A 2,455-nucleotide genomic window follows, 5' to 3' on the forward strand; every position below is an offset into this window, starting at 1 on the left:
ATTAGTAGACTAAAGTTATAATATAACCCTGACCGGTAGAAATACGGTCGGGGTTTTTTTATATTAAAGCTTTGTTAAAGTTATTGGTTGATTTTGACTAACAATTCTTTTTTTATAGTGACTGTAAACATAAACAAATGAACTTTCAAATGGATATTAAGAACATAAATAGAAGATGAAATTGGGGTTGGTGACAGCTTATCGCTCACCCCGAGGAAAGGGCCCGGCTGGTGCGAAAAATCAATTCTACTCTCTGATCTAAGATTTCTTTGGATCATAATAACATAGCCTATATTAAAAAGGGGTCCTTAAAAACTCTTCTTTCTATTTTTCATGAAAAATGTTTAATCAAGCTATTATAGTGGAATTATAAGAGAGAACAAACAATTGAGGAGTGAGGAAATGGCTAAAGTAGCAACATTAATCACAAACATGTTTGAGGACTCGGAATATGCGAAACCGGCACAAGCTTTAAACGAAGCTGGACACGAGGTATTCGCTATTGAACAAGAGGCTGGGAAACAAGTAACCGGTAAAAACGGTGAAGTAAATGTAACGATTGACTATGGTATTGACGATGTGAAGCCAGAAGAATTTGATGCATTATTCATTCCTGGTGGATTTTCTCCCGATATTTTAAGAGCAGATGATCGTTTCGTACAATTTGCTAAATACTTTATGGATGCTAAAAAACCCGTATTTGCAATCTGTCATGGACCTCAGCTTTTAATTACTGCAAAAACACTGAATGGTCGAGATGCAACTGGATATAAATCTATTCAAGTAGATTTAGAAAATGCAGGCGTTAAGTTCCATGACGAAGAGGTTTTCGTTTGTCAAAAACAATTAGTTACTAGTCGTACACCAGATGACATTCCAGCGTTCAACCGTGAAATCGTTAAACTGTTGTCTTAAATAATGGATTAAGCTAGAAGTAAGAGATACCATATACTGGTATCTCTTTTTTTCTGACATTTACGTAATTAATCCTTTACATTATATTAAGCTAGTGTTATTTTTATTTTCAGAATAATTTAATAATGATTACATAGGGGGAACGTAATGGATTACTTATATCACCCATTTCCAGGTAAGAGAAATACCGTTTTTGCTAAAAAAGGTATGGTTGCAACGTCACAACCTTTAGCGGCACAGGCTGGTTTAGATATATTAAAAAAAGGTGGGAATGCCATTGATGCAGCTATTGCTACTGCTGCTGCATTAACTGTGGTGGAGCCAACCTCCAATGGAATCGGTGGAGATGCTTTTGCTTTAGTCTGGACAAAAGGAAAGCTTCATGGGTTGAATGCATCAGGTCCTGCACCACAATCTATTTCGGCTGAAAAGCTACGAGCACAAGGCCTAGAGAAGATGCCAGTGCATGGAGTAGTACCAATAACGGTGCCAGGAGTCCCTGCTGCATGGGCAGCCTTATCAGAAAGGTTTGGCAAATTACCGTTAAAAGAAGTACTAGAGCCTGCAATTCAATATGCGGAGGAGGGTTATCCTCTGTCCCCAATTTTAGGGAAGTATTGGAAGGTAGCATACAAAAAGTTTAAAGCGAGCTTTACGACAGAGGAATTCAACGCATGGTTTGAAACATTTGCTCCAGATGGTCGCCCTCCAGAAATAGGAGAGGTGTGGAAGTCTCCAGGCCATGCAAGCACGCTTCGTGCTATAGGAGAAACAAATGCAAAAGCTTTTTATGAAGGAGATCTTGCTGAACAAATAGATGGATTTATGAGAAAGCATGGGGGATATCTGTCTAAAAGTGACCTACAATCCTATCAGCCTCAGTGGGTAGACCCAATTTCTGTGAACTACCGTGGCTATGATGTTTGGGAGATTCCTCCAAACGGTCAGGGTATGGTCGCTTTGATGGCCCTTAATGTATTTAATAAGCTAGATAAGCCCGAGTGGCAAAGTGTTCATACGCTACATCAACAAATTGAATCGATGAAGCTAGCCTTTACGGATGGCCAGGCATTTATAACGGAGCCTGATGAAATGCCAGTAAGCGTTGAGCATTTATTGTCCGAGGAATATGCAGAAAAGCGTAAAGCGGTAATCCAAGACGAAGCTACAGATCCCGAACCTTATGAATTACCAAAAGGGGGAACTGTCTATTTGGCAACTGCTGATGAGGAAGGAAATATGGTTTCTTTTATACAAAGTAACTATATGGGCTTCGGTTCTGGTGTTGTCATTCCAGGCACAGGTATTGCATTGCAAAACAGAGGACATGATTTCTCTCTAGATGAATCACATCCTAATGTATTAAAGCCAGGAAAGAAAACTTACCATACGATTATTCCAGGCTTCTTAACGAAAGACGGAGAAGCCGTAGGGCCGTTCGGTGTGATGGGAGGCTACATGCAGCCCCAGGGACATTTCCAGGTTGTAACAAACACGGTAGATTATTTGTTAAATCCTCAAGCAACACTTGATATGCCTC

2 protein-coding genes are annotated in these 2,455 nt (G+C 39.7%); both read left to right on the forward strand.

Going from position 1 to position 2,455, the window contains the following annotated elements:
- The first annotated feature begins 402 nt into the window (after positions 1 to 402).
- A complete protein-coding gene (locus AC06OU_RS17780; protein WP_475857555.1) occupies positions 403 to 915 on the forward strand; it encodes a type 1 glutamine amidotransferase domain-containing protein in 513 nt (170 codons plus the stop codon).
- Positions 916 to 1,062: 147 nt separating this feature from the next.
- A partial coding sequence (locus AC06OU_RS17785; RefSeq protein ID WP_475857557.1) for a gamma-glutamyltransferase family protein occupies positions 1,063 to 2,455 on the forward strand: 1,393 nt, incomplete at its 3' end.

This window comes from Psychrobacillus sp., assembly GCF_056205495.1.

What these genes read in the sequence shown, in the direction of transcription:
- AC06OU_RS17780 (WP_475857555.1), top strand. Translation starts at nt 403, where the DNA reads ATGGCTAAAGTAGCAACATTAATCACAAACATGTTTGAGGACTCGGAA.